Source organism: Amycolatopsis balhimycina FH 1894 (assembly GCF_000384295.1).
GTDB lineage: Bacteria > Actinomycetota > Actinomycetes > Mycobacteriales > Pseudonocardiaceae > Amycolatopsis > Amycolatopsis balhimycina.
Map to the genome: position 1 here is coordinate 6637264 of NZ_KB913037.1, position 26095 is coordinate 6663358.

Here is a 26095-nt window from a genome sequence, read left to right on the forward strand (position 1 = left end):
CCCCATGCAGGTAGCACGCCGCAGACGGCGGGCCGGGAAGGACCGCCGCGTCCGGCACCGGTTCCGCTTCGCGACCGCCGGTTCCGCCACGCTCGTGCTGGTCGCCACCGGCACCGGGGTCGGGGTCGCGTCGACGCAGCAGTTCGGGCACGACCAGGTCGGCCAGGTCACCGGCCAGGGCCAGGTCGTCGCCGCCGACCAGTACATCGACCCCATCGGCGACCGGCTCGTCGTGCCGGGCGGCAAGATCATGGCGTCCTCGGCCAGCCCGGACGGCAGCCACCTCGCCGCGCTGACCGCCGACGGCGGGATAGCGCTCACCGTCGTCGACCTGAAGAACTGGAAGGTGCAGCAGCTCGTCGGCAACTCCGCGACGGCGAACCTGCGCATCCCCGGCAACGACGTGGGCCAGGAAGGCCCCTCGTACTCGCCGGACGGCAAGTCGCTGTGGCTCGCGCAAACCGACGGGTACACGCGGTTCACGGTGAACCCCGACGGGACGGTCGCGGCCCCGGTGGCCGTCAAGATCCCGGCGGACGGGCCGAAGCACGCGCTGGTGGCGCAGGCGGTGTTTTCGCCCGACGGGTCCACTGTGTACTCCGCCGTCAACGGCCAGAACCGCGTCGTCGCCCTCGACGCGGCGACCGGCGCGATCAAGCAGAGCTGGGCCGTCGGCAACGCGCCGCGTGACCTGGTCCGCCTCGGGAACAAGCTCTACGTCAGCAACGAAGGCGGCCGCCCGGCGCGTCCCGGCGAGCCGACGCTGAACTCCTACAACACCCAGGTGCCGGCCAGCCGGTTCACCGGCGCGACGACCAGCGGCACGGTCAGCGTCATCGACCTCGCGCACCCGGCCGCCGCGCCGGGGAGCATCGACGTCGGCCTGCACCCGACCGCGGTGTACGCGAAGAACGGCACGCTGTTCGTCACCAACACCGCGAGCAACTCGGTCTCGGTCATCGACACCGCGCGCGACAAGGTCGTCCAGACCATCGCGACGCAGCCGTGGCCGGAGGCGTCGGTCGGGTACGAGCCGGACGGCGTGACGCTGACCGACGACGGCCACCTGCTGGTGACGCTCGGCCGCGCCAACGCGGTCGCCGTCTACCGCTACTGGTGGGCGCAGGCGCCGGTGAGCTACGTCGGCCTGCTGCCCACGGACTACTTCCCGACGGCGATCACCACGGCCGGCAAGGACGTCGTGGTCTCCAACACCCGCGGGATCGACGCCCGCCGCCCGACGACGGCGGCCGGGCACGGCACCCACGACACGACGTCGAGCGTGCAGAAGTTCCGGCTGCCGGACGACTTCGCGATCCGCGGGTACACGGCGAAGGTCTTCCGGCAGAACGGCTGGACCCCGGGCTCGGTCCAGGTGGCGAACGACTACGGCCACCGGACCCCGGTGCCGGTCCCGGCGCGGCTCGGCGACCCGTCGACGATCAAGCACGTCTTCCTGCTGGTCAAGGAGAACCGGACCTACGACCAGGTCTTCGGCGACGATCCGCGGGGCAACGGCGACCCGTCGGTGACGCAGTTCGGCGAGAACGTCACGCCGAACCAGCACGCGCTGGAGAAGCAGTTCGGGTTGTACGACAACACCTACGACATCGGCACGAACTCCGCCGAAGGCCACAACTGGCTGATGCAGGCCGACAACCCGGAGTACACCGAGTCTTCGGCGGGCGAGTACCTGCGCAGTTACGACACCGAGGACGACGCGCTCGGCCACCAGAGCACCGGGTTCCTCTGGACCGGCGCGCAGGCGGCCGGGAAGTCGGTGCGGGACTTCGGCGAGTTCCAGCAGTTCCTGACCAAGCCGGACGGCGCGAGCTGGCAGAACCTCTACTGCGACGCCAAGAACATGGCCGCGACCGGCGAACCGAGCGCGTACCCGCTGGTGTCGTCGTCGCCGATCCCGTCGCTGAACGACGTTTCGGTGCCGGCCTTCCCGAAGTTCGACACGTCGGTTCCGGACACCTACCGGTACCAGATCTGGAAGGACGACTTCGAGAAGCACGGGCCGGCGAACCTGAACATGTTCTGGCTGTCCAGCGACCACACCGGCGGCCCGCCGAACGCGGCCGCCCAGGTCGCCGACAACGACCTCGCGGTCGGCCGGATCGTCGACGAGATCTCGCACAGCCGGTACTGGAAGGACTCCGCGATCTTCGTCGTCGAGGACGACTCCCAGGCGGGTCTGGACCACGTCGACGGGCACCGGGCGCCGGTGCAGATCATCAGCCCGTACGCCCAGCACGGCGTCGTCGACAGCCACTACTACTCGCAGATCACGATGGTCCGCACGATCGAGCAGATCCTTGGCGTTCACCCGATGAACCAGAAGGACAGCGCGGCGACGCCGATGAGCGCGGCGTTCACGCCGAAGCCGGACTACACGCCGTTCACGGCGGTCCCCAACCGGACCTCCCTGACGGCGGGCCTGGCGACCCAGCCGTCCTGTGGCGCGGACACCCCCGCGCCGCCGAACCCGGCCGCCGCGCCGGTCCCGTCGTCGGCGGTGCCCGCGGACAAGCAGCACGTGGCGGCGCAGTGGCAGGAGTGGACGACGCACCAGCGTCTCACCGGCCCGGACGCCGTCGCCGACTACGCCAACCCCGCGCAGATGAACCACTTCACGTGGTACCAGACGCACGGCTGGCAGCTGCCCTACCCGGGTGAGCCGCAGGTGTACGCCCCGGACCAGGTGCCGGGTGCCTACCTCCCGTCGGCAGAGTCCGACGGCTGATCGCCCACCGGACCGGGAGGCCTTCGGGCCTCCCGGTCCGGTGGCGTCGCGGCCGCCTCTAACCCCGTCGGTGGGCGACATCTCACTCGATCGTGGGGTTTGAAGTCACGTGATCCGGTCATTCATTCACCCGGCTTCACCGGGTGGCTCACTCTGCCCGGCTTTTAAACTCACCCACAACCGTCTGCATTGGACAGTGGCCGTCGAGGGCCCGGCTTGTGGAGTGAGACTTGAAGAGACTGACTGCTTTCGGGGCGGTGCTCCTGCTCGCTTCGACGGTGTTCCCGTTGGCGGTGCCGGCCCGGCCGGCTGCCGCGGACGCCTCCGACGGCACTCTGACCGTCCGGGTCGTCCGTGACCTCAACGGCAACGGCAGCTACGAGCCCGCGCTGGAGACCGGGGTGGCCGGGATCCCGGTCAAGGCCACCGACCCCGCGGGCGGCACGACCGCCGGGACCACCGGCGGAGACGGCACCGTCAAGCTGGCCACCGCCGGGCTGGCCGGCGGGAAGTACCGCGTCGAGGCGAGCGTCCCCGCGTCGATGCCGTACCTGAAGCCGGCCCCGGCGGGCGGGGGGCTGAGCAGCCTCACCGCGTTCGTCGACGTCTCCGGGGGCAAGAAGGCCGACCTGACGATGGGGGTGTGGAACCCCGCCGACTACTGCCAGGACAACCCGGCACTCGTCACCGCCTGCCAGCGCAACGGCATCGCGCCCGGGATCGACCCCAAGGCCCGCTCGCTGGTGAGCTTCCCGTTCACCGCGCGGGGGACCGCGACCGCCCCCACCGCGCTGGCCACCCAGGGTGACACCGGGACGGTCTACGGCATCGCGTACCGCAAGCAGGACAAGCGCGTCTTCTCCAGCGCGTTCGCCAAGCGGGCCACCGCCTACGGCCCCGGCGGGACCGGCGGCATCTACGTGACGGACACCGCGGCCAAGAGCACCAAGCTGTTCACCAAGGTGCCCGGCGCCGGCAGCACCGCGCACGCCATGCAGACGAACTTCGACGGGCCGTTCGCCGACGTGGTGGGCAAGGAGAGCCTCGGCGCGATGCGCATCAGCGAGGACGGCACGACGCTGTTCGTGGTGAACCTGGTCGACCGCAAGCTCTACCTCTACGACGCTACCGGCGCGACCGCGGCCGCGCCGAAGGCGAGCTACGCGATCCCGAACCCGGACTGCTCCGCGGCCGGTGACTGGCGGCCGGGCGGTCTCGGTGTGCACGACGGCGCCGTCTTCGTCGGTGGGGTGTGCTCCGGCGAATCGACGCAGAAGACCGCCGACATGCGCGTGGTGGTCCGGACCTTCGACCCGGCCGCGGGCACGTTCGGCCCGGTGCTCGTCGACCACAAGCTGGACTACAAGCGCGGCGACACACTGTGGTGGGGCAGCAACACCGACCACTGGAACCCGTGGCAGGCAACCTACCAGCCGCCCGCGCCGCAGGGCGGCCACCTGCTGGCCCACGCGGAACCGCTGCTCACCGACATCCGCGCCGAGGCGGGCGGCGACCTCGTGCTCGGGTTCCGGGACCGGTTCGCCGACCAGGGCGGCCACGACATGCCGCCGTCCGCCGGGTCGCCCGACAAGTACGACACCGTCAGCGGCGGCGACCTCAACCGCGTCTGCAAGCAGGCCGGCGGCTATGTCTGGGAAGGCACTTCGGGCTGTCCCAACAACAACAGCGCGGCGGCCAACGGCGGCGGCGAGCCGACCGACGTCGTCGAGTACTACCCCGGTGAGTACTTCAGCAGCGCCTCGATCGGCAAGCCGCACAACGAAACCGCGCAGGGCGGTATCGCCGTGGTCTACCCGGCCGCGCGGATGCCCGCGACGGTGATGGACCCGACGGACATCAACACCGGCGGCATTGGCTGGTTCGACCGGGCCCAGGGCACGATGATGGCCGACAACTACCCGAACAGCTACCTGATCAACGATTCGAAGACCGAAGGGTGGGCCAAGGCCAACGGCCTGGCCGACCTGGAGGCGCTGTGCGACAACGCGCCGGTCCAGCTGGGCAACCGGGTGTGGTTCGACACCAACGCGAACGGCGTCCAGGACCCGGCCGAGCCCGCGGTGGCCGGGGCGAAGGTGGTGCTGCTGCCCTGCGACGGCAAGGGCGCGGCACTGGCGACCAAGACGACCGGCGCCAACGGCGAGTACTACTTCGGCGCGGCGGACGGGCTCAAGGCCGGCACCTGTTACACGGTCAAGTTCGACTACTCGGGCATCGACACCGGTGCCCTGCCGGGCGCGCCACCGTTGTCGAGTATCAAGTGGACGGTCCAGAAGGCAGGCGGCAACGCGACGATCGACTCCGATCCCGACCCGGCCACGGGCGTCGTCAAGGTGACGATGGGCCCGGCGGGCTCGGTGGACCACACGGTCGACGCCGGCCTGACCGCCGCGGCGAACCGGCTCGGGGACTTCGTGTGGGCCGACGTGAACCGCAACGGCCTGCAGGACCCGGGTGAGCCGGGCGTGCCGAACGTGCCCGTCGTGCTCAAGGACGGCTCGGGCAAGCAGCTCGCCACCACGAAGACGGGCCAGGACGGGAAGTACCTGTTCGACAACCTGCCGGACGGGTCCTACCAGGTGTGCTTCGACCGTTCGAAGCTGACGGCGGACTACGCGGATTGGCTGTGGACCAAGCCGAACGCGGGCGAGGACGGCAAGGACTCCGACGCCGACCCGCCCACCGGGTGCATCCAGGTGACGACGCTCGGCCCGGGCAAGCACGAGGACCCCACCCTCGACGCCGGGATCCGGCCGCCGGACCGGCTCGGGGACTTCGTGTGGGCCGACAAGAACGGCAACGGCCTGCAGGACCCGGGTGAGCCGGGCGTGCCGAACGTGCCGGTCGTGCTGAAGGACGGCGCCGGCAAGGAGATCGCCAAGACGAAGACGGGCCAGGACGGGAAGTACCTGTTCGACAAGCTGCCCGACGGCGCGTACCAGGTGTGCTTCGACCGCGCCAAGCTGCCTCCGGACTACGAGGACTGGCAGTGGACGAAGCGGGACGCCGGGGAGGACGGGAAGGATTCCGACGCGGACACCGCGACCGGGTGCACGCCGGTCACGACGCTCGGGGTCGACCACCCGGAGGACCTGACCCTGGACGCGGGCCTGGTCGAGCCGCGCAACCGGGTCGGCGACTTCGTCTGGCTCGACACCAACGGCAACGGGCTGCAGGACGCCGGTGAGCCGGGTGTGCCGGACGTGCCGGTGGTGCTGAAGGACGGCTCGGGCAAGCAGCTGGCCACAACGAAGACGGACGGTGGCGGGAAGTACCTGTTCGACAACCTGTCCGACGGGTCGTACCAGGTGTGCTTCGACATCGCGCACCTGCCGGCACCGGTGGCCGGCTACCAGCTGACCAAGCGGGACGCCGGCGACGACGGGAAGGATTCCGACGCCGACCCGGCGACCGGGTGCACCCCGGTCGTGAAGCTCGGTCCGGATGCCCGCGAAAACCTGACCCTCGACGCGGGCCTGGTCACGCCGCCGAACCGGCTCGGTGACTTCGTGTGGGGCGATCTGAACGGGAACGGGCTGCAGGACGCCGGTGAGCCGGGGGTGCCGGACGTGCCGGTGGTGCTGAAGGACGGCTCGGGCAAGCAGCTGGCCACGACGAAGACCGACGGTGGCGGGAAGTACCTGTTCGACAACCTGCCGGACGGGTCGTACCAGGTGTGCTTCGACGGGACCAAGCTGCCGGCGGACTACGCCGACTGGCAGTGGACCAAGCCGGACGCGGGTGACGACGGGAAGGATTCCGACGCCGACCCGGGCACCGGGTGCACTCCGGTGGTGAAGCTCGGTCCGGGTGCCCGCGAGAACCCGACCCTGGACGCGGGTCTGGTCGAACCCAGGAACCGCCTCGGCGACTTCGTGTGGAAGGACGTCAACGGGAACGGGTTGCAGGACGCGGGTGAGCCGGGTGTGCCGGACGTGCCGGTCGTCTTGAAGGACGGTTCGGGCAAGCAGCTGGCCACGACGAAGACCGACGGTGGCGGGAAGTACCTGTTCGACAACCTGTCCGACGGGTCGTACCAGGTGTGCTTCGACATCGCGCACCTGCCGGCACCGGTGGCCGACTACAAGCTGACCAAGGCCGGCGCCGGGGACGACGGAAAGGACTCGGACGCCGACCCGGCGACCGGGTGCACGCCGGTCGTGAAGCTCGGCCTGGGTGCCCGCGAGAACCTGACTCTGGACGCGGGCCTGGTTTCGCCGCCGAACCGCCTCGGCGACTTCGTGTGGGCCGACCTGAACCGCAACGGCTTGCAGGACGCCGGTGAGCCGGGTGTGCCGGACGTGCCGGTGGTGCTGAAGGACGGCAACGGCAAGCAACTCGCCGGCACGAGCACCGGGCCCGACGGGAAGTACTCGTTCGACAACCTGCCGGACGGGTCGTACCAGGTGTGCTTCGACCGTTCGAAGCTGACGGGCAAGTACGCCGGCCGGCAGTGGACCAAGCCGGACGCCGGGGACGACACCAAGGACTCCGACGCCGGCCTGGCGACCGGGTGCACGCCGGTGGTCACCCTCGGCGTGGGCAAGCGGGAGAACCTCACCCTCGACGCGGGCCTGGCCGAACCCACAAACCGCATCGGCGACTTCGTGTGGCTCGACCGCAACGGCAACGGACTGCAGGACCCGGGTGAGCCGGGCGTGCCGGACGTGCCGGTGGTGCTGAAGGACGGCACCGGCAAGCAGCTGGCGTCCACGAAGACCGACAGCGGCGGGAAGTACCTGTTCGACAACCTTCCCGACGGCGGGTACAAGGTCTGCTTCGACACCGGCGGCCGCAAGCTGACCCAGCCGGACGTGGGCACCGACGACACGCGGGACTCCGACGCCCAGCCGTCCGACGGGTGCACCCCGGTGCTCTCCGTCGGCCCGGCGAAGCGCGAAGACCTGGGTGCGGACGCCGGTCTGCTTGCCGCCCCGGCCCCGGCTCCGGTCACCCCGCCGAAGAAGGGCCCGTTGGCCAGCACCGGTTTCCCGGGGTTCTGGCTCCTGGGCCTCGGCGGTCTGGCCGTGGCCGCCGGCATCGCGGCGCTGCTGGCCGCGCGCCGGGCTCGCCGGAGCTGACTGTTCGTGAAGGCCACCTTGAGGAACTTGTAGTTCCTCAAGGTGGCCTTCACGAACTTGCGTGGAGCAGAGCCTGGCCGAGCGGGACGTCGGCGCTGAAGCCGGGCAGGATCAGGAAAGTGGCCGACGCGGTCGGCGTCGCGTAGCGCAGGAGTGCGTCGCCTTCGCTCATCCGGTGCTGGGTGGCCACGAAGGTGCGCAGTTCCTTCTGGAACGAGATGAACAGCAAACCCTCTTCGGAGTTGTACGACCGCCGCAGCATGACTCCGGCGCCGACGGTGAGCGGGTGGGCACGCCGGATGTGCGCGTCGGCCGGGATGAGGTACTCGCCGTCCGGGGTTTTGGCCCCCAGGTCGAGTTCGGGGCCGGACAACGGTTCCGCGGTCGCCTTGCGGCGCCCGATGACCTGCTCCTGCCGCGTCACCGGCAGCGCGTGGAAGGCCGCGGTGTCCAGCCGCATCGACCGCACGACCGCGATCGTGCCGCCGCGGACCGCGGGCGGGCCGTCGAGCCACACGTCGGCGGCCAGTTCGACGTCGGTCTTGGGCAGCACGATGCCGTCGGCGAAGCCGAGCACGTTGCGCGCGGAACCGTCCGATGCGGACGGTCCGCGAAAACCGGTTTTCCGCCACCGCGGGGTCATCCCGATGCCGGCCGTCAGCTCGGTCACCGCGAGCGCGGCGACGAGCGGCTCGTCCGCGCACACCTGGAGCAGGAGATCGCCGCCGCGGTGCCGGTCCTCGACGTCGTCGCCGGGGAACACCGGGAGGTCCTGCGCGCCGGGCAGGTCCGGGCCGGCGGCCGCGACGATCCGCGGGCCGAGCCCGGCCGTGACGGTCAGCCGGGCGGGCGGGAGGTCCGCGAGTTGCCCGCCCGCGCACAACGCCGCCGCCCGCCGCCCGAGCGTGGCCAGCAGAGCACTGAGGCGGATCCCGGGGGGAACGTCCCAGACGGACAGGTCGACGTGCCGCTGGGGCGGCGCGGGCCGGGCGATCCCGGCCTGCTGCGCGCCGAAGACGTCCACCACTCCCGGATCGGAGGCGGCGGCCGGGGCGGAACAGGCGGACAGCAGGCCGGCGGCACCGGCGCCGAGCAGCACCGCCCGGCGGGACAAGGGGGGAGGAGTGACCACGCGCGGATTGTGCCGCCTCGCCGCCGCGGAGCCGGTGGTTGTCACTCCACCAGGTGGCATTTCGCGTCGTTAGGGCTGTGCGGCGCGGATCCCTCCTATGGTTTCGCCGTGCGTGCGCTTCCCGTCCTCCTGCTCTGCGCGCTGGCCGTCGCCGGCTGCGCTTCCGCCGACCGGTCGTTCCGGCCGGACGCCGCCGGGACCGCGACCATCCGGGTCCCGCAGGACGCGCCGACCGTCCAGCAGGCCGTGGACTCCGCGCGGCCGGGCGACCTGGTGCTCGTCTCCCCGGGCGTGTATCGCGAGTCGGTGCGGATCACCGTGCCCGACCTCGTGCTGCGCGGCACCGACCGGAACCGGGTGGTGTTCGACGGCGAAGTGCGCCGGGCCAACGGGATCGTGGTCACCGCGCCGGGTGTCGCGGTGGAAAACCTGACCGTCCGCGACCACGTCCTCAACGGCGTCCTCGTCACCGGCATGGCCGACGAGACCGGGGGACTGGCCAGGGGCAGCGACGGCTACACCCGGCTCGACCCGGCGAAGTTCCCGCCGGTGCAGGGTTTCCGCGTCTCGTACGTGACGGCGAGCAACAACGGGCTGTACGGGGTTTACGCGTTCGACTCCCAGCACGGGCTGATCGAGCACAGCTACGCCTCCGGCAGCGCGGACTCCGGGTTCTACGTCGGCCAGTGCAACCCGTGCGACATCGCGGTCCGCGGGAACGTCGCCGAACGCAACGCGGTGGGCTACGAGGGCACGAACGCGTCCGGGCTGATGGCCGTGGCAGGCAACCGGTTCGTCGGCAACCGGGTGGGCCTTTCCACCAACTCGGACTACCAGGAGGCGTTCGTGCCGCAGCGGGATGCCGCGATCGTCGGCAACCTGGTGGCGGCGAACGCCCAGCCGGGCAGTCCGGCGCAGGCCGACGGCGGGTTCGGCGTGGGCATCGGCATCGCCGGCGGCACCCGGAACCTGCTGGCCCGCAACCTGGTCACCGGCAACCCCGGCGCCGGGATCGCGCTGGCCTCGGCCGAGGACCTGGCGCCGTCGGACAACCGGCTGGTCGGCAACGTGCTCTCCGGCAACGGCGTCGACGTCGTCTACGCCGCTTCGGACCGGGCCCCGGGGAGCGGCAACTGCCTGCAGGACAACGTCCTGACGAGCACCGCCCCGGCCGGCCTCGCCGGGACGATGGCCTGCCCGGCGCGTCCCGCCCAGGCCGCCGGGGTGCGGCTCGTCCTGCCTCCGGCGCCCCGCGGCGTGCCGTTCCCGGACGTGGCCGCGCCGCCCGGGCAGCCGGACCTGCCGGACGCGGCGACGGCGCCCCCGCGGCCCGCGCGTGGCCTGCCGGGGCCGGTCGACCTCGGCAGTTACCCCGTGCCGCCGCTCGCGCTGCTGGCCGAGCACGCCGGGGTCAAGCCGTGAAGCGCTTGGCGGCGCTGGCCGCGGTGCTGCTGGTGGCGGCGTGTGGAGCCGACCCGCAGCCCCGGCCGCTGTCCACGGCGGAGGCCGAGCGGCTGGCGCTGGCCCGGTTCGCGAACTACCGGTTCCGGACGGAGAACTTCACGGCCACGGTGCCGACCGGCGCCGGCCGGATCGCCTTGCACGGACGGGTGAACTTCGTCGAGCGTCTGGGCTACGCGGAGATGAGCACCGACGGCCGCCACGACGACGCGTCCGCCGGACTGCTGCAGTGGACGCCCTCCGCGGTGGCCTTCCGCGGCGGCCCGGGCCAGGCGGCGACCGACCCGCCGCCCGCGGACCGGTGGCAGTACCGGCCGCTCCAGCAGGGCCCGGAGCTGGACACGGCCCTGCGTCTCCTGCTCGGGCTGGGCGCGGACCGCCCGGACAACGTCCAGCTGCTCCGGCAGAGCTCGGCCAGGTGGGTCCGCACCGACACGGTGGACGAGACCCCGGTCGACGTCATCGACGGACCCCAGCCGGCCCACCCCCAGGACACGACGAAGGCGGCCCGGGTCCGGTACTGGCTGGACACGGCGGGTCTGTTGCGCCGGGTGGAGGCCCGGATCGGCGACCGGCCGGACCCGGTGATCGTTTCGTTCACCCCGGCGGCGTCTCCGGCGCCGGGACCGGTGGCCGCCTTCGCGCGGTGAAGCCGGGACACCCCGCCGCGACCGCAGAGCACCTTCAGCTGGTCGGCCGGGGAAGACGTCGCAGGTGTTCGGCGCGCCAGTGCCGTCCGCGCCGCGATGTGCGCCAATGCCGTCCTCGCGAGGGCCGGACGGGACCGCGGGCGGCGAGGAACGCCGGCCGGTGCTCCGCGAACCGGTCCGCGGTCAGCCCCATCAGCACCGGATACCGGATCGCCCCGCGGAGCAGTTCGGTGTCGCGCGTCCTGCCCTCTTCGCGGAAGCCCAGCTCGCCGTGGAGGGCCAGCGAGGCGAAGTTGCCGCCGTTGACGCTGACCTCGCACTTGCGGTAGCCGCGCAGCTCGAACATGACCGCGAGCAGGGTCGTGACGGCGTCGGCGGCGTAACCGCAGCGGCGGTGCTGCGGCCCGATCCCGATGCCGTAGCTGAACCGCCCGGAAGCCGGGTCGGCCTGGACCCAGACCGACCCGACCAGCGTCCGGTTGTGCAGTGTCTCGATCGCGAAGTGGAAGTCGTCGCCGGAGCCGTCCGCGCCGCTGCGGTGCGTCGCCCAGTGGCGGTAGCCGCCGACCTGCGGATCGCGGACGCGGGCGGAGTCCCGGTCGAACCCGGTCAGGGTGCGCCGGTCCGCCGGGCGGACCTCCCGCAACCGCACTTTCCACCCCGCCCAGCTCATCGACGGAGATGATACAGCCGGCGTAGGCGCATCGACCGGACCTCGAACGAGTGCGATAGATCACCCACACGTGGGCAGATATTCGTTGGCAAGCCCAACGATCCTGCTATCGTTGGTCGTACCAACGGTAAGGAGCCAGGACCATGATCGAGCCGTTCCGCATCGACATCCCGCAGGCCGACCTCGACGACTTGCACGACCGGCTCGCCCGCACCCGCTGGCCCGGCGAAGTGGCCGGCGCCGGATGGGACTACGGCTTCCCACTGGCGCGGCTGAAGGAGCTGGCCGGCCACTGGCACACCCGCTACGACTGGCGCGAGCAGGAAGCCGCCCTCAACGAGCTCCCGCACTTCACCACCGAGATCGACGGCCAGAACATCCACTTCGTCCACGTCCGGTCGGCGAACCCGGACGCGCTCCCGCTGATCCTCACCCACGGCTGGCCCGGGTCGTTCCTGGAGTTCACCGACGTGATCGAGCCGCTGTCGCGCGACTTCCACCTGGTGATCCCGTCGATCCCGGGGTACGGCTTCTCCGGGCCGACGCACGAGCGCGGCTGGGACGTCGCCCGGATCGCGCGGGCGTGGGCCGAGCTGATGCGCCGCCTCGGCTACGACCGCTACGGCGCGCAGGGCGGCGACTTCGGGTCGGGCATCTCGCTGGCGCTCGGCGCGGTGGCTCCCGGGCAGGTCGTCGGCGTGCACGTGAACTTCCTGCCGACGCGGCCGGACCCGGACGCCGGCGTCGAACTGTCCGAAGCGGACGAAGCCCGGCTGGCGAAGGTCCGGCAGCTGATGGCGAACCGGCCGCCGTACCAGGCCTTGCAGGCCCTGACGCCGCAGACGATCGGCTACGCGCTGACCGACTCGCCGGTCGGCCAGCTGGTCTGGATCGCCGAGCGCTTCGCCCAGTGGACGGACCCCCGGGCGGGAATCAGCGACGACCGGCTGCTCACCGACGTTTCGCTGTACTGGCTGACCGCCACGGCGGCGTCTTCGGCGCGGCTGCACCACGACGCCCCGCGAGCCGCCCAGCCGTGCCCGGTCCCGGTGGGAGTGGCGGTGTTCGCGCACGACATCACGCTGCCGGTGCGCCCGCTGGCCGAGCGGCGGTACGACATCAGGCACTGGTCGGAGTTCGACCGCGGCGGCCACTTCGCCGCGATGGAGGTGCCGGACCTGTTCGCCGCGGACGTCCGGACGTTCTTCCACGGCCTCCTGGGCGTGTAAGCTGGGGGCGTCCGAGAAGCTTCGTGGGCAAGTGGTGGCCGTTGACGCGTGACCCGCCCTATCACGGACCGTCCGGCACTTCGACGGTGATCAGCCGCGACCGGTCGTCCCGGCGTCGCGCACCACCTCCTCAAGGCTGCCCTGAACCGGTGGCACCCGCGAAAGGAACCTCCATCAGTAATTCCACAGTGGACAACTTGTTCAGCCACCCGGTCGCCGAGGAACCCCGGCCCGAAGCGCTCACCACGTCCCAGGGCGACCGGTACGGCAGCCTGTTCCTCCAGCCGGTGTACACCCCGGCCCAGCCCGACGGGCACACCGACAGCCGTGCTGACGGCGCTCAAGCCGGTTGAGCAGGTCTGGTTTACGGCACGGCGAGGGGTTTGGGGTTGATGTCGAAGTCGTGGATCCGGTAGAAGCAGCCCCGGAACTCGGCCGGATCGTTCGCCCATAAGTCTTTGAGGATGCGGATGAACTCCTCGGAGCGGCGGTAGCGTTTCGTCCGTGTGAGTCCGGAGAAAGCCGGAGAGAGCATGACTTCGACCAGGCACGAGGGCGACACCTGGGATCTGGCGTCCAGCGTCGGCGCGACGGCCACCATGGCGGCGGCGGCCCGTGCGATCGCGACCCGCACGGACCGGCGGCTGATCGACGACCCGTTCGCCGAACCGCTCGTCCGGGCGGTCGGCGTCGACCTCCTGACCCGGCTGGCGAGCGGCGAAGTCCCGCCCGGCGACCTGGTCGAGCAGGTCTGGATCGACGTGGCGAAGATCCGGACCAAGTTCTACGACGAGTTCTTCCTCGAAGCGGCGAACGCGGGCATCGCGCAGGTCGTGATCCTGGCTTCGGGGCTGGATTCCCGCGCGTACCGGCTGCCCTGGCCGGCCGGGACGGTGGTGTACGAGGTCGACCAGCCGCGCGTCGTCGAATTCAAGACGCGCGCGCTGGCCGAACTGGGCGCCGAGCCCACCGCCGACCGAAGGGTGGTCGCGGCCGACCTGCGCGACGACTGGCCCGGCGCCCTGCGCAGCGCCGGGTTCGACCCGGGTCGTCCGGCCGCGTGGAGCGCCGAAGGCCTGCTGGGCTACCTGCCGCCCGAGGCGCAGGACCGCCTGCTGGACACCATCACCGAACTCAGCGCGCCGGGAAGCAGGCTGGCCACGGAAAGCAGGCCCAACCCACGGCCGGGCGACGAGGACAGGACGAAGGACCGCCTGCGCGGCATTTCCGAACGCTGGCGTGCGCGGAGTTTCGACACCGACATGGCGAAGCTGCGCTATTACGGCGAGCGCAACGAAGCCGCTCCCTACCTCGCCGACCGCGGCTGGGTGCTGAACGGAAGCACGATCCGGGACCTGCTCGCCGCCAACGACCTGCCACCCCTGGGCGACGACGACGTCCGCATGGGCGACATGCTATACGTCAGCGGCACTCTGGCGAAGTAAGCCGGATCAGCTGCGGCCGAGCATCTCGGCGGTCAGGACGTTCCCGCCCACGCCCCAACCACCATCGGCGATTTCGTCGACGAGCACGAGCGTCGTCGCGCGGGCCCGTTCACCGTAGATATCGGCGTAGGCGTCGGTGACGGCGTCGATGAGCTTCTTCTTCGACTCCGGCGTCAGGGTGTCGGCCGGAACCTTCAGGTTGGCGAAAGGCATGTCGTTCCCTTGCTCCAGTAGCGGTGATATTCATCGTTCGTTTCGACGATACGACGACCGTAGCACGGAGCCCGAATCGACGCTAGCGCGGTGTCGTATCATCGATTCATGGTGTCTGAGACAGAGACGGCCCGTCGTCGCCGTCGCGGTGCGGTAGGCCCGGCCGACGACGTCACGGTACGTACGGCGCTGGTCGAGACGGCCGAGCGGCAACTGGCGGGCTCCGCGGACGGCGACATCGCGACTCGCGCGGTGTGCGAAGAAGTGGGCGTGACACAGCCGGTCCTCTACCGGCTCTTCGGGGACAAGCGCGGCCTGCTGGACGCGGTGGCCGACGCGGGCTTCGACCGGTACGCCCGGCGCAAGCAGGCCCTGGAGGTCACCGACGACCCGGTGGCCGACCTGCACGTGGGCTGGGCCGACCACATGTCGTTCGCGGACCGGAACCCGGCGCTGTACCAGCTGATGTTCGCCCCCCGCCCTCAGGCGGCGTCGACGGCGCACCGGCGCATCCTGGAGTTGCTGGAGGCAACGCTGGTGCGATGCGCCGCCGCTGGGGCCTTGCGCACGACACCACGTCAGGCGGCCCAGCTGATCTTGTCGGCGAACGTGGGGGTGGCCCTCGGCCGTATCGCCCAGCCGGCCCTCTACGACGACCCGGCGTTGTCGGAGCGCGCCCGAGACGCGGTCTTCGCGGCGGTCCTCACCGACGCGGACACCCGGCCGGGCCCCGACCCCGTCGGCGCGGCCGCGCGGCAGCTGCGCTACCGGCTTTCCCTTAGTGGCACGGAGAACCTGGAGCCGGCCGAGACTGCGTTGCTCGATCGGTGGCTCGAACGACTGGACCAGCCGGGCTGAATCGCCCCGCCGTTCCCGGGCGCCGACCGTGGCACGGTTCGTCGAACGGGATCTGCAAGCCTGCGTCCGTGAGTGTCGACGTCCTGGCCATGGACGAGGACATCGCCTTTCGCGAAACGGGCCGACGGGCCGGGAAAGGCCCCGGCCCGTCGGTTTCTCTATTCGTCCCGTCGGACAAGCGCCACGGAGACCTCAGTGGCCTCTTGTCTGCAGAAGTTCTCCGTTCGGGAAAGGGACGTCGGTGTGCTTGCGGCCGCGAAAACGTGGCAGCCGGCTCAGCGTGATGCGTCCAATTGCAGCAGTGTGGTCGGGTCGCCGGGCGGGGTGGCGGCGATGCCGACTTCCGTGTCGAAGTTCGGGTCGACGTCCACCGACGAGTGCGCGCCGGCGTTGGTGGTCAGCTCGGCCCTGAGCTTGTGGCCGGCGGTCGTCGTGGTGCCGTCGCCTCGAACGGCGTAGACGTTCGGAATCTTCAGCGTCAGGTGGCCGACTGCGCCGGTGACCTCGAAGCAGACCCTGCCGTTGCGCCGTGAGCCGATGAGGTCGTTGCTTCGCACGATGATCAGCCCCGGTGCTTCGGCCGCAGGGCACGGCTTGTAGAGAATGTGGCCGTCGCCGCTGATCAGCTGCACGAGGTCGTTCGCGAAGATCACGTCCGCTCCCGGGTAGCTGTAGTCCTCCACGACGGGTGGCGGCTCGTCCGCTGCCGCGGCACCGTGGGCCGGGACGACCGCGATGCTCGTCGTGGCCGCGGTGATGACCGCGACAGCCGCGGTGCTGAGAAAAATCCGGTTCAACCGGCGCATGGACTCCCCCTTCAAGATGACAAAAAGCCGACGTATCGCCCAATCTGGACACTGATGGCGAAATGATGTGGGCAGCGCGAGATTAGGCAGCCTATGCCGGAGTTGGCATTGTGATCTCGATCACGTCACAATGGCGGTTGACCGTTCTGGGGGTGCCCGGTAAATGTTCTGACGCGCGATTTACGTCGGGGCGAATTTTCGCGCCGGTCGATCGAGGGGGACTCAGATGCGTGCGGCAAGACTCGGGTTTCGTGCTGCCCTGACAATGACGATGACCGTTGCGCTGGCTGCCGGGGGCGTCGCCGTCCCGGTTGCCTCCGCGGTCGCTTCTCCCGCCAGACCGGCACTGGCGCAGACCACGTCGTCCTCGGCGGCCGGCTCGGATCGGGCGCGAGTGGCACTGCTGTGGCGAGTCGGCGGCCCGGCCACGAAGCGCGATGCCGAACTGGCCTTGCTGGGCACGGACGCGGACGTGACCAGGTTCCTGACCACGCTGAAAGACACCGATGTATCCATCGACCGGAGCGTGCAAGTCAGCCGGATGATGTCCGCCGGTGGCCCGGCGACCCGCTCGGCCGGCCAGCAGGCGTTGGACGCGGGCACCGACGACGCGCTGAAGACGTTCTTGGATGCCGGCTGGGAAACGCCGCACGGGGTTGACCTCAGCCTGCGTGTCAGCCAGGTGATGTCGGCTGGTGGCGCGGAAGTCAGGAAAGCGGGACAGCAGGCACTCGACGCCGGTACCGACGACGCGCTCAAGACGTTCCTCGATTCCGGGTGGCAGGTTCCGTTCGAGATCGACCAGACGGTGAAGGTCAGCCGCGCGCGGTCGGCCGGCGGCCCCGAGGTGAAGCGGGCAGGTCAACAAGCTCTGGACGCGGGGACCCTCGACGCGTTGAACCAGTTCCTGACCATCGACTTGCCCGTCGCACAAGCGCGGGACGCGGAAACCGCTTCCATCGCCCAGCTCGTGGCGACGGCCAAAGCCGCTTCGGAACAAGCAGCGACTCAGACGCAGCAGGCGAAGGCGGAATCGGACCGAGCCGTTACCGAGGCCGCGGCCGCGCAGAAGGCGGCTCAGCAAGCGAAGGATGCGGCCGCAGCGGCGCAGGGAAACGCCGGTGAGGCCACGGATGCCGCGAACCGTGCCGCATACGCCGCCGACCAGGCCGCGATCACCGCGCGCCGGGCGATCGGCGCGGCCAACGCCGCTACCGCCGCCGCGCACACCGCGGCAGTCGCCGCGTCGCGAGCCGCGACCGCCGCCTCGCAAGCAGGCAAGGCCGCGTCCCACGCTTACGATGCCGCCGCCGCGGCGCTGGGCGACAGGACAAAGGCGGCGGATGCCAACGCGGCAGCCCAGACCGCCCGGGACGCGGCTCAGAGCGCGACGACAGCGGCCGATGCCGCACGGTCCGCCCGGACAGCCTCACAGCAGGCCAAGGTCGCCGGGCAGGCAGCCACCGACGCGGCGAACCAGTCGCGCACGGCGGCGCAGGCGGCGACGGACGCGGCGAATGCCTCCGCGGCCGCCGGCGCCGACGCCCGGCAGGCACAGGCCGCCGCGGCCAAGGCGCGGGCACAGGCCGCGCGCGCCGTTGCCGCGGCTCAGGCAAGCCAGTCGTGGGCGGATCAGGCCGGGACCGCCGCGGGCCAGGCCGCGGATGCCGCCGACGCCGCCGCGGCCAACGCCACGGCGGCCGCCAACGCCGCCGCCGACGCGGCGGTCTTCGCCGGGAACGCGGCCGATGCGGCCCGGAAGGCCACCGACCACGCCAATGCCGCGACGGCAGCGGCGACGACGGCAGGGACGGCGGCACAGCAGGCGTCGCAGATCGCCCAGGTGGCGGGCAAAGCCGACGACGACCGGATCGCGCTGGCCGGGCAGCAGGCCGACGACGCGGCCTTCGCGGCCTCGGCGGCGTACGCCGCTCGGCGGATCACGCCGCGATGGGACCTGGACCAGGCCAGCATCTGGGACGCGGAGACCAACCGCCTCATCGCCGAAGCGACCGCCCCAGGCACCGCGCGCGCCACCGTGATCAGTGACGCGCGCAAGGTCGCGCTGAAGCTGGCGGACACCGGTGGTTCCTGGGTCAAGGCAGCATCGCTCACCGCGGTCGCCGCGACCGACGACGAAGTCGTCGACTTCATCACCACCGGCCTGAACGCGGCCGCGGGGCAGGACGACCGCGTCATCCTCAAGCAGCTTTCCGACGCCGGGACAGCCGGCTTCAAGACGGCCGCCACCACCGCGCTCGCCGGCTCCGACACCGACGTGCGGAACTTCCTGAGAAGCCGCGACTACCCGGGCCGGTTGCAGGATGACACCCTGCAGGTCAGCCAGATCATGTCCGCGGCGAGGGCGGCCGGCCGCACCGTGGTCGTCCAGCACGGCCAAACCGCGCTGGACGCCGGGACCGACAAGGCGTTGCGCGACTTCCTCGACACCGAGCAATACGTTTCCCTGCAGATCGACGACAAGGTGAAGGTCGCCCAGGTTCAGTCGGCCGCCCGCGCGGCCGGGGCTCGTGAGGTTGTCGCAGGCGCACAGGCCGCATTGGACGGTCCGCCGACGCTGACGCGCGAATTCCTGGCCGTCGGCCAGTTCACCGCGGCCCGACGGGATCAGAACACCGCCGCGCACAACAACGCTGTCGAGAGCCTGCTCGCGCAAGCCACCAGCGCCGCGGCCAGTGCCGCCCACGACGCCAACGAAGCCCAGGCCGCCGCGGCGCGCGCCCGCAACTCCGCCGAGGAGGCAACGCACTACGCCGACGAAGCCGGCATCGCCGCCACTCGGGCCGCCGATGCCGCCAACCAGGCCCAGGCCGCCGCCGACCGTGCCGCCGCGTCCGCGCAGCAGGCGCAGGCGTCGGCGAACACGGCCGCCTCGGCCGCGGCCTCCGCGACCGCCGCCGCCGACAGGGCCGGCCGCTCCGCGGCCAGTGCCGCCCACTCGGCGGCGGATGCTGCGGGATATGCCCGCGACGCGGCGAAATACGCGCACGATGCGTACAACGCCGCCGTCGATGCCGGCAAGAGCGCCAAAGAAGCTTCTGATGCCGCACACGCCGCCTGGGAAGCGGTTGCCAGGAAGGTCGAGACCGAGAAGCAACAGGTCATCGAACAGCGCAAGCAAGCGTGTCAGCCCGCAATGCGACCTGCGTCGTCACTGGCCGGCTACAGCACCGAAGACTGCATTCTCCTGCTCACCGGCACCCAGGCGGACAAGGACCGCATCCTGCACCACTTGCAGGATCTCTGCCACCAGCTCAATCCCCACGGCAGCGGCTTGAAGGAGAACCTGTGTCTACAGCCGTACAACCTCTTCAACGCCAACTTCCAAGCCCGGTACCCCGACGGCCTGCCTAACGGCGGAGGGGACCCGGTCAACGACATCTTCCTGTTCATCGGCATCACCCTCCTCACTGCAGCCTGCGAAGGCATCTGCGACGTCCTCGCACTGCTCGGAGGCGCCGGTGCCGAACTCGGAGCAGTCGACGGTCTCGAGACATCGGCCGCGATCGCGGAAGCCATGGCCGAAGGCAAAAGCGCCTTCGAGGTCCTCGGCGCCGAAATCAACGCCGAACTCGGTCAGATGGAACGGCTGGCCCTGGAAACTGATGCAGAGTTCGCCGAGATAACCGAAAGTGCCGAAGACATCGGCGGGATCATCTGCCGGGGCAACAGTTTCGCGGCGGGTACTCGTGTGCTGATGGCGGACGGTACGAGCAAGCCCATCGAGGACGTCAGGACGGGAGACCGCGTCGCCAACGCCGAGCCCGGGAGCCCGGTGCTCCAGCAGCACCCCGTCGACGCGGTGCACGTCACCGCTGATGACACCGACTTCGACGATGTCACCGTGGCCACCCCACAGGGCTCCGCGCGCATCACCGTCACTGCCTACCACCTGTTCTGGGACACCACCGCTCACGCCTGGACGCCCGCCGCGGCGCTGGCCGCCGGTACGCAGCTCGACAGCCCTCACGGCGGTCACGTCGCCGTCGTCGGGAACCGTCGTTACGTCGGTAGCGGCAGTACGTACAACCTCACCATCAACAGCGTGCACACGTACTATGTCGAGGCCGGTGGTGTGCCGGTCCTTGTGCACAACGACGATGGAAACGGCTGTATCAATGGTGGACTGGGCGCTCTCATCAAGAACAACAAACCGGATCCGGCCGCCGACGCATTGGCGGAGAAGATTGGTGGTGTCTCTCGGGTCAAGTTCGCCAACGACCCCAAGGGCCGGGAGATCGACGTGGTCAGCGACACCTATATAGCGGAAAGCAAGCCGGCCGGGCTTCAGATCGGCAGTTCTTGGCGCAAGCAGGCCAAGAGTACGTTCGCGTTCGCCATCCGGGCCGGCCGAACTCCCTACTTCCACTTCGCAGGACCGCCGGATCCCGAGGTGATCGCAAAGCTGGCGGAGTACGGGGAGCGGTATGGTGTCAACTACGTTGTCGACATCGGACCGCTCGGGTGATTTGATTGTATGAATTTCATGGCTGGTTCGGGCTTGCGGAAACTCCGGAGGAAATCGAGGAGGAGAAATTTGACGGCCTGTTGGCCGAGCTTCGTGTGAAGATATCCGGCATCGACTGGTCTTCGGGCGAAGCGGAGCTGAAGGTATTCAACGGTCTGCACTTCCTGCTGGTGAACGGTGTGCCGAACCGACGTCGGGATGAAGAGCGCGAACTGACCGAGCTCTTGGAGTACGTCGCTCGGCGTTTCCCCGGGTCCTGGGGCATGTTGTACGAACGGTCGGACGACATGGATACTCCGCCAGGTCCCGGCGCTTTCCGGGTGCGAGTCATGGCGCGTGGTGAACTTCACGAGCGGTTGGATCCGTTCCTCTCCCCGGTCAGGCCGGTCATCGAGGATTGAGCCGGAGGGTTTCCGAGTCCGGTTACCGTGGGTGGTGGACGGGTTGCCCCGGTGAGGAGACCGGGGCAACTCGCGATGGCGGGCGCCCCGGTGGCAGGACATGCTTCGGGTCGTCCGCAGCCGCGCCGAGGCGGCGTCCTTCGTGCAGGTCCAGCTCGGCTACCAGACCGTGCCGTGAAAGGGCTCGTCCTCGCCGGACTGCCGGCCGCCGGACTGCCGGCTGCGCCGTCGTTGTCCGCCGCGGCCTGATCCTGACCACAGTGGACGGTTCGAGCATGGCACCGGGACTGCGGTCCGGCGACCGGGTCCTGGTGCGCCGGACCCGCCGCCCACGGCGTGGCCAGGTAGCCCTGCTGCGCTACCCGCGGTTGCCGAGCGGAGCGCCGACGGGGGTAGATGCTGCTCAAACGCGTCGTGGCGGTATCCGGCGACCGCATGCCGCCGAGCTGGGCCGACCCGGACGTCCACGGCCTCGCCGGCACGGTGGTGCCGCCCGGCTGCACCGTCGTCCTGGGTGACAACCGGCCGGCCAGCTGGGACTCCCGGCACTACGGGTTCGTGCCGCGGGACAGGCTGGTCGGCGTGGTGGTGCGGCACGTGTCCCGTGAGTGACGGTGGCCCCACAGCGACGCGGCGACGACGGAGACGGCCAGCAGCGTGACGCTGCCCGCGATGTCGAGCACGTAGTGGTTCCCCGTGGCGAGCACGTCGGCCGCCATGAGCAGCGGGAACAACCACGCCAACAGTGCCAGGCGCGGATGCGTGCCCCGCAGCGCGGACCACACGGCGTACGCGCACCACAGCGACCAGCCGACGTGCATGCTGGGCATGGCCGTGTAGTGGGTGGGCCGCGTCCAGCTCTCCAGGTGCAGGAAGTCGTACCGGGCAACGACGTCGACGGCGCCCGGCAGCGCGAACCGCGGTGGCGACATCGGCACCGCCCAGTAGACCGGCAGGACGAGGGCCATCATCGCGACCATCGTCCGGCGGGCCTGGCGGTAGACGCCGGCGTGCCGGACGAACACCCACACCAGCACACCGGCGACGACGACGTAGTACAGCCGGTACAGGTACACCGCCGGCTGACACAGAACCGGATTTCCGGCCAGCCGGCCGTTTACGCTGCGTTCGATGTCGATGTGTATCGCGTGTTCGGTGGACTGGAGGGCCAGCGCGTTGGCGGTGGCGGCCGCGAAGTCCTTGCCCACAGCGGCATCGAGACGCGCGAAGAGCAGAAACCAAAGCAGCAGAAGGAGCAGTTCGACGAGCACGGCGGGTCGCCCGCCGACACCCCGGATGAGCGCGCTTGCCCGGATCCGCACGCGGTCACCCTAGCCGAAGACCACCGTCCGGGTTTCCGCGCGAGCGGGCGGGCTCGGCTTGCACCGAGCCCGCCCTGCGTCACTCACCGGGTCAACGCTGCAGCGTCAGCACACCCGGCTTGTACGGCAGGAGGCCGTAGTCGGTGCCGTCGGAGCCGGGGTCGCGTCCTTGGTAGAGGAACTGCAGGTTGCAGGGGTCGACGGTCTTGGTCTGGTCCGGGTTGGTGCGGACCAGGTCACCGTGGCTGACGTCGTTGGTCCAGGTGGCGCCGCTGTTGGCCTTGCCCGCGAAGGGATTGCTCTCGGTCGCGGCCTGCGGGGTCCACGTGCCGCCCAGGCTCGTGGCCGTGAACGAGCGGAAGAAGCGCCGCTCGTTCGTCCCCCGCGCCTCGACGATCATGAGGTACTGGTTCTGGCCCTGGATCTTGTAGACCTCGGGTGCTTCGAACAGGTTGAGGGGAGTGTCGCTCATGATCTTCGTGTAGCTCGCGCCGAAGCTGCCCGGGAAGTTCCCGATGGGCATGGTGGCGCGGTAGATGTTGCCGTTGTCGTCGGCGAAGAACAGGTACATGTTCGTGTCGTCGCCGATGAGGGTCTGGTCGATCGGGGCCCCGCTGGGGAGGCTGCCCGTGAACAGCGTCTGCGGTGAGGACCAGCTGTTGGGGTTGGTGGGGTCGCTCGAGGTGCGGTAGGAGAAGGCCGGCCCGCCCCACTGGTAGGCGAGCACCCAGATGTTCTTCGGGGCGAAGTAGAACAGCGTCGGCGCGATGGCTCCGAAGGACATCGAGTTCTGGCTCGCGGTGGCCATGTCGGACCAGTTCGTGAAGGGGGTGAAGCTCGTGGACTTCCAGTTCGTCCCGGTGTCGTGCGTCGTGGCGTAGACGACGTGCTTGCCGTTGTAGACGACGTTGGTGAAGTCCTTGAGCGAGACCCACCCGGACTTCGGGTTCGCCAGCGGGCCGGTCGACGACCAGCGGTACGTCGACGGCAGCGCGCAGGTGCCGGTGCCGCTGCCCCCGTCGACCTGGACGAGCTGCCACTGTTGATCGTTGCCGGCCGCACTGCTCGCCTGCACCACGCTGGCGCCGTCGGCGGTCGAGGCGCCCTGCACGTCGAGGGCCTTGCCGCTGTTGCGGTTGACCAACCGGACGTACCCGCTGTCGGAGTCGGCGAGGCTGAACTGCTGGTTGGCCCCGCCGTTGTCGGTCCACTGCACCACGGGGGCGCCGTCGGCGGTCGAGGCGCCCTGCACGTCGGCGAGCTTGCCGGAGTGCCGCGCGCGCAGCTTGTAGTTGCCGCCGCCGGCGTCCACGAACTGGAACTGCTGGTTGGTGGTATTGGTGCGGGTCCACTGGATGAGGCCGGCGCCATCGGCGGTGGACGCACCGTTGACGTCGAGGGCCTTACCGCTGTTGCGGTTCAGCAGCACGTACCAGGCGCTGGTGTCCACAGTGGCGGCCGACGCCGAGGTGGGGGCCACCGTGAGCAGCCCGCCCGCAACCGTCATGACCGCCGCGGTCGCCAACCCGGACTGCCACCGGCGACGCCGCCTCGCGGTCCTCGCAAACCCAACCGACATGAGCATCTTTCCTTCCAGGAGGGGCCGCAACGCTGCGGATCCCGACGACACCCACGCACGGACACAACAGTCCAGGCGAGGAGTTGTTAGCGCTAACACTTCCGACGGCAATCCAGGCAAGGGGTATGAGGGACGGGGGAGTGGTTCAGCGGTGCGACTGAACGCACCACGAGGACTGTGAACGACGGCGTCGGCGGCGTCAAGATGTAACGGGAAGGTTTTCGAAGGAAGTCCGGCGTGCTACGCGTCGGCGAGATCTCCGAGAATATGAATAAGATTCGGAAATGGACCGGGGCGCTGACCTGCCCTGGCGCGAGAGGTGGCCGGCCAGGCCGCGACGACGGGTGAACCGATCAGGGCGAGGGCCGGCGACGATATCGGCACGCGGCGTGGATGCCGCGTGCCGAGTCAGTCGACGGTGTCGAGGCGCTGGGATCGGTTGAGGCGCTGGGCTTCGTGGAGCTGGTCTTCGAGGGTGACGATGCGGCAGGCGGCGTCGACGGCGGTGCCCCCATCGACCAGTTCCCGCACGCGGGCGGCCAGGCGCAGCTGGTGCCGGGTGTAGCGGCGGTGCCCGCCGCTGGAGCGTTCCGGGGTGATCAGGCCGGCCTCGTCGAGGCTGCGCAGGAACCCCTGGGTGGTACCGAGCATGTCCGCGGCCCGGCCCATGGTGTAGCCGGGGTAGTGCTCGTCGTCGAACTTGCCGGCCCCGCTCGGCGTGGCCGGTCCTTCTTGGTCAGGAATCATTCCACCTCCACATCACAAAGGACCCCGGGTGCCGCGACGGCACCCGGGGTCCTCAAGGGTTGGGTTTCACCATTGTCAACCGGCGCGACCGCCGGCGTCCTGCACCCGCGTCCGGCCGAAAGCCGGCATCCGCGGGGATCGCTCATTCGTGACCGAGCACCACCTCCGAACTCGATGGGACTGCGGCACCCGCGCGGCGCTACCCAGCCGCTGCGGGCGATCCAATGATGCTCCCGATCCCTTCTCTCCTGTGTTTTCCACTTACTGGGTACTTCTACTTCACCTGCTGCGAGCGTCACGACCGGAACCCTTTCCACTGATCGGTCCCAGCACGCTGACGTCGCTGGTCACTGCCCGGAGCCCTGTCCACTGATCGGCCCCGGCCACCTGACCGGTCCTGCACCTGAACTGCAAACAACTGAACTGCACGAACAACAACCACAACTGCTGATCTTCACGGGCGCACGTGCTCCGCCCGCTTCCTGCACTTCCGCTCCGGACCGGTACTACCTGGTCAAACCTCTTCACAACCCGGTCCCGGAGTACTGCTCCCGGTCACCAGCCGAAACCTTGTTCCCAGATCGGCTCCGCACTGCCTGACCGTCTTGTCTCACCTCGCGGGTAGTTACGTCCTCTCCCGCGCCTGCTTGACGTTGTCTCTCTCGCTACGAGAAGAACACTACACACACCCGCTGGGGGATGTCTACTCCAGCCACCATAGATTTTCTGCGGCGTGTCGGACGGACGGTGGAGGAAGGGGGTGCACGACCATGAGTGACGAGGTCACGGAGGATCCGCTCGGTGAGCGGTACGGCCTGGTCGGGGTACGGGACATGGGCGAGTACGCCGAAGCCTTGACGCGGTTGCTGGAGCGGGGACGGCGCGAGCGGTGCGCGGCGCTGCTGTCGGAAGCCGAGGCCTACGCGGCGGCGGAGCTGCTCGGGCAGTTCGCGCAGCTCGATCCGCTGGGTGCGTTGAACCGGCTCGCCGCGTCCCTGGCCAGCCGGCTCTACAGCCGCCTTGGCGCCTGACCACCCGGCAGCGATCAGGCTGCGGGCGAGCTGCCGGCGTTTCGGTCGCCTTCGGCGGCTGCCTCCGCGACATCGGGTGGGGATACGGCAGCCACGTGACCACCGGGAGCTGCAGCGACGGCATGGCCCGGTGGAATTTCGGGCACGACTACGAGCCCCCGCCGAGCACCCGCGATCCCGCTGTGATGATCGGCTGATCGGCCAGGCA

General features: G+C 70.2%; 20 protein-coding genes. 12 read left to right on the forward strand and 8 right to left on the reverse strand.

Annotated elements, in window-relative coordinates; translation table 11 throughout:
* Positions 1 to 4 precede the first annotated feature (4 nt).
* Both A3CE_RS0130420 and A3CE_RS53650 read left to right on the forward strand, forming a co-directional pair.
* The gene (locus A3CE_RS0130420) at positions 5 to 2749 is read left to right on the forward strand and encodes an alkaline phosphatase family protein (RefSeq protein ID WP_020643880.1); all 2745 of its coding nucleotides are present in this window, start codon (positions 5 to 7) and stop codon (positions 2747 to 2749) included.
* Between the two features lie 230 nt (positions 2750 to 2979).
* On the forward strand, positions 2980 to 7851 hold the full coding sequence (locus tag A3CE_RS53650) for an SdrD B-like domain-containing protein (RefSeq protein ID WP_157376794.1): 4872 nt from the start codon (positions 2980 to 2982) through the stop codon (positions 7849 to 7851).
* A 49-nt stretch (positions 7852 to 7900) separates the two neighbouring features.
* Here A3CE_RS53650 and A3CE_RS0130430 read toward each other — a convergent pair whose 3' ends face one another.
* Positions 7901 to 8983 (reverse strand): Dyp-type peroxidase, encoded by a 1083-nt coding sequence (locus A3CE_RS0130430; protein ID WP_043791150.1) that lies wholly within the window; start codon positions 8981 to 8983, stop codon positions 7901 to 7903.
* 108 nt (positions 8984 to 9091) lie between these two features.
* On the opposite strand from A3CE_RS0130430, the gene A3CE_RS0130435 reads away from it, so the two are divergent.
* Complete coding sequence (locus tag A3CE_RS0130435; protein ID WP_020643882.1) at positions 9092 to 10405, forward strand: right-handed parallel beta-helix repeat-containing protein; 1314 nt, start codon at positions 9092 to 9094, stop codon at positions 10403 to 10405.
* On the forward strand, positions 10402 to 11094 hold the full coding sequence (locus A3CE_RS59355) for a hypothetical protein (protein WP_020643883.1): 693 nt from the start codon (positions 10402 to 10404) through the stop codon (positions 11092 to 11094). Before A3CE_RS0130435 ends, A3CE_RS59355 begins: the two co-directional genes overlap by 4 nt.
* 34 nt (positions 11095 to 11128) lie before the next feature.
* On the opposite strand, the gene A3CE_RS0130445 is transcribed toward A3CE_RS59355, so the two are convergent.
* Positions 11129 to 11767: a GNAT family N-acetyltransferase gene (locus A3CE_RS0130445; RefSeq protein WP_051183797.1), complete on the reverse strand. Its 639-nt coding sequence runs from the start codon at positions 11765 to 11767 to the stop codon at positions 11129 to 11131.
* Between the two features lie 143 nt (positions 11768 to 11910).
* On the opposite strand from A3CE_RS0130445, the gene A3CE_RS0130450 reads away from it, so the two are divergent.
* Both A3CE_RS0130450 and A3CE_RS57485 read left to right on the forward strand, forming a co-directional pair.
* Positions 11911 to 12996, forward strand: coding sequence for an epoxide hydrolase family protein (locus tag A3CE_RS0130450; protein ID WP_020643885.1), 1086 nt, complete (start codon positions 11911 to 11913; stop codon positions 12994 to 12996).
* 188 nt (positions 12997 to 13184) lie between these two features.
* Positions 13185 to 13349, forward strand: a complete 165-nt coding sequence (locus tag A3CE_RS57485) for a hypothetical protein (RefSeq protein ID WP_020643886.1) — start codon at positions 13185 to 13187, stop codon at positions 13347 to 13349.
* A gap of 11 nt (positions 13350 to 13360) precedes the next feature.
* Here A3CE_RS57485 and A3CE_RS58785 read toward each other — a convergent pair whose 3' ends face one another.
* Complete coding sequence (locus tag A3CE_RS58785) at positions 13361 to 13531, reverse strand: LLM class flavin-dependent oxidoreductase (RefSeq protein WP_376741602.1); 171 nt, start codon at positions 13529 to 13531, stop codon at positions 13361 to 13363.
* Between A3CE_RS58785 and A3CE_RS0130465 the strand changes: the two genes are divergently transcribed.
* Positions 13530 to 14441: a class I SAM-dependent methyltransferase gene (locus tag A3CE_RS0130465; RefSeq protein ID WP_026469025.1), complete on the forward strand. Its 912-nt coding sequence runs from the start codon at positions 13530 to 13532 to the stop codon at positions 14439 to 14441. The genes A3CE_RS58785 and A3CE_RS0130465 overlap by 2 nt on opposite strands.
* Before the next feature lie 6 nt (positions 14442 to 14447).
* Here the strand turns inward: A3CE_RS0130465 and A3CE_RS0130470 are convergent, their stop codons facing one another.
* Complete coding sequence (locus A3CE_RS0130470) at positions 14448 to 14654, reverse strand: 4-oxalocrotonate tautomerase family protein (protein ID WP_020643889.1); 207 nt, start codon at positions 14652 to 14654, stop codon at positions 14448 to 14450.
* Between the two features lie 108 nt (positions 14655 to 14762).
* Here A3CE_RS0130470 and A3CE_RS0130475 point away from each other — a divergent pair, with 108 nt between their 5' ends.
* On the forward strand, positions 14763 to 15512 hold the full coding sequence (locus tag A3CE_RS0130475) for a TetR/AcrR family transcriptional regulator (protein ID WP_020643890.1): 750 nt from the start codon (positions 14763 to 14765) through the stop codon (positions 15510 to 15512).
* Between the two features lie 275 nt (positions 15513 to 15787).
* Here A3CE_RS0130475 and A3CE_RS51835 read toward each other — a convergent pair whose 3' ends face one another.
* A complete protein-coding gene (locus A3CE_RS51835) occupies positions 15788 to 16318 on the reverse strand; it encodes a hypothetical protein (protein WP_020643891.1) in 531 nt (176 codons plus the stop codon).
* A gap of 271 nt (positions 16319 to 16589) precedes the next feature.
* Here A3CE_RS51835 and A3CE_RS51840 point away from each other — a divergent pair, with 271 nt between their 5' ends.
* The 3 genes from A3CE_RS51840 (at position 16590) to A3CE_RS59640 (ending at position 21820) form a co-directional block, all read left to right on the forward strand.
* Positions 16590 to 20807, forward strand: coding sequence for a restriction endonuclease fold toxin (locus tag A3CE_RS51840; RefSeq protein ID WP_125591607.1), 4218 nt, complete (start codon positions 16590 to 16592; stop codon positions 20805 to 20807).
* Between the two features lie 5 nt (positions 20808 to 20812).
* Positions 20813 to 21208 (forward strand): Imm7 family immunity protein, encoded by a 396-nt coding sequence (locus A3CE_RS0130490; protein ID WP_020643893.1) that lies wholly within the window; start codon positions 20813 to 20815, stop codon positions 21206 to 21208.
* 396 nt (positions 21209 to 21604) lie between these two features.
* A complete protein-coding gene (locus A3CE_RS59640; RefSeq protein ID WP_026469027.1) occupies positions 21605 to 21820 on the forward strand; it encodes a S26 family signal peptidase in 216 nt (71 codons plus the stop codon).
* Here A3CE_RS59640 and A3CE_RS0130500 read toward each other — a convergent pair.
* The 3 genes from A3CE_RS0130500 to A3CE_RS0130510 form a co-directional block, all read right to left on the reverse strand.
* Positions 21757 to 22530 carry a phosphatase PAP2 family protein gene (locus A3CE_RS0130500; protein ID WP_020643894.1) on the reverse strand — a complete coding sequence of 258 codons (774 nt, stop codon included), beginning with the start codon at positions 22528 to 22530 and terminating at the stop codon, positions 21757 to 21759. The genes A3CE_RS59640 and A3CE_RS0130500 overlap by 64 nt on opposite strands.
* 91 nt (positions 22531 to 22621) lie before the next feature.
* Positions 22622 to 24109: a non-reducing end alpha-L-arabinofuranosidase family hydrolase gene (locus A3CE_RS0130505; RefSeq protein WP_026469028.1), complete on the reverse strand. Its 1488-nt coding sequence runs from the start codon at positions 24107 to 24109 to the stop codon at positions 22622 to 22624.
* A 408-nt stretch (positions 24110 to 24517) separates the two neighbouring features.
* Complete coding sequence (locus A3CE_RS0130510; RefSeq protein WP_020643896.1) at positions 24518 to 24856, reverse strand: helix-turn-helix domain-containing protein; 339 nt, start codon at positions 24854 to 24856, stop codon at positions 24518 to 24520.
* Positions 24857 to 25626: 770 nt separating this feature from the next.
* Between A3CE_RS0130510 and A3CE_RS0130515 the strand changes: the two genes are divergently transcribed.
* On the forward strand, positions 25627 to 25887 hold the full coding sequence (locus A3CE_RS0130515) for a hypothetical protein (protein ID WP_020643897.1): 261 nt from the start codon (positions 25627 to 25629) through the stop codon (positions 25885 to 25887).
* Positions 25888 to 26095 lie beyond the last annotated feature (208 nt).